The sequence below is a fragment of the Actinosynnema sp. genome (assembly GCF_052038725.1).
This window is the reverse complement of the sequence record NZ_JBQGCX010001095.1, coordinates 1-1,850: the sequence shown is the minus strand read 5'-3', so window position 1 is coordinate 1,850 and position 1,850 is coordinate 1. Positions and strand designations below refer to the sequence as shown.

At 70.4% G+C, this 1,850-nt stretch carries 3 protein-coding genes; all 3 read left to right on the top strand.

Going from position 1 to position 1,850, the window contains the following annotated elements:
• On the top strand, positions 1-239 hold a 239-nt coding region (locus ACTUAL_RS23180), incomplete at its 5' end, for an ATP-binding protein (RefSeq protein ID WP_440901716.1).
• Between the two features lie 294 nt (positions 240-533).
• Complete coding sequence (locus ACTUAL_RS23175; protein WP_440901715.1) at positions 534-1,205, top strand: lytic polysaccharide monooxygenase auxiliary activity family 9 protein; 672 nt, start codon at positions 534-536, stop codon at positions 1,203-1,205.
• Positions 1,206-1,503: 298 nt separating this feature from the next.
• On the top strand, positions 1,504-1,850 hold a 347-nt coding region (locus ACTUAL_RS23170), incomplete at its 3' end, for a TerC family protein (RefSeq protein WP_440901714.1).

The window sequence follows — 1,850 nt, the reverse complement described above, 5'->3', positions numbered from 1 at the left end:
GCAACGCCTACCGGCACGGCGGGTCCCCGCGTCCCGTGCGCCTGGAGCGGCACGGCGACCGGGTGCGCATCGAGGTCGACGACGCGAGCCCGCACCGGCTGCCCGTGCTCTCCCCGCCCGGCACCTCCACCACGAAGTCCGGCTTCGGGCTCGTCGTCGTGGCGCGGCTGTCCGAGCAGTGGGGAGTGGACCAGTACAACGACCACAAGACGGTCTGGGCCGAGCTGGCCACGGCCTGACGCCCTTCGGAGCAGCGGCCCGGACCACGCGGTCCGGGCCGCTGCCGTGCGCGCGACACGCCCGGACCGCGCCCCTGTGCCCGAGGTCACCTGTGAGGTGGGCGGCTGGCCGGGTGGTCCACACCCCGCCGGCTGCTGCGTTCGGCGGCACGTCCCGGCGCGGACCGGGGAGGTTCCGGTACCCGCTCGGTCCGGTGCGCGCCGCACAGGGGTTCACACCCGGTGCCCACCTGGCTACAGTCGGATTTGGGAGCGCTCCCAGTCAGTGTTCGCATCCTCGACGAGGAGGACAGCGTGGCGCTCATACCCGCCCCTGCCGGGACGCGACTGGCCCGGAAAACCCTGATCGCGCTCACCGGGGCCCTGGTGCTCATGGTGAGCCTGCTCTCCGGCGTGGCCGGCGCGCACGGCTCCACCACCGACCCGCCCTCGCGCAACTACGGCTGCTGGCAGCGCTGGGGCAGCGACTTCCAGAACCCGACCATGGCCCAGCGCGACCCCATGTGCTGGCAGGCCTGGCAGCGCGACACCAACGCCATGTGGAACTGGAACGGCCTCTCCCGCGAGGGCGGCGCGGGCAACCACCAGGCCGCCATCCCGGACGGCCAGCTGTGCAGCGCGGGCCGCACCGAGAACGGCCGGTACGCCGCGATGGACGTGCCCGGCGCGTGGACGGCCGCGACCAAGCCCAGGCAGTTCACCCTCACGGTGACCGACCAGGCCAAGCACGGGGCCGACTACCTGCGCGTCTACGTCACCAAGCAGGGCTTCAACCCGCTCACCACCTCACCGAGGTGGTCCGACCTGGAGCAGGTCGCCTCGACGGGCAGGTACGCGCCCGCGGGGACGTACCAGGTGGCGGTCAACGCCGGTTCGCGCACCGGGCGGCACATCGTCTACGTGATCTGGCAGGCCAGCCACTCCGACCAGTCGTACTACTTCTGCAACGACGTGATCTTCCAGTGAGCCCCGGCGCCCGGCGGGGGAATTGCCTTCGCCGGGTGAACACCGGCTGAACAAGAGGTGACGTCAGTCCCCCGCCCGTCACCTGGGCGGGGGACTTCTCCGCGCGCCTGGGACGTGATCTGCGCCGCTTTGTCAACGATGTCATGGTTTCTCGCGGTCGCGGCAGGTCAACCCGCTGGGAGCCGATCCGCCGTCCAGCCCCTCCCGGATGAGCCAGTTCGGTGCACCGTCCGGGTGATATCTGCATAATGTCCGTTTCAACGGCGTTTCTCTTCTTCGGACTGAGCGGAGGCATTGGGTGCTGGAGATCAGCGCGCTCACTTGGGCGGTCACCATCGGGCTGGTGGTGGCCCTGCTCGCGGTGGACCTCATCCTGGCAGCCGCGCGACCGCACCGCGTCCGGTTCGCCGAGGCGACGGCCTGGTCGGTGTTCTACATCGCGGTCGCGATCGCCTTCGGCGCGTGGTTCGCCTGGGCCTACGGCGGCGACGCGGGGGCGCAGTACTTCGCGGGCTACATCGTGGAGAAGAGCCTGTCGGTCGACAACCTCTTCGTCTTCGTGATCATCATGTCGACCTTCGCGGTCCCCGAGGAGCACCAGCACAAGGTGCTCACGTTCGGCATCGTGGTCGCCCTGGTCATGCG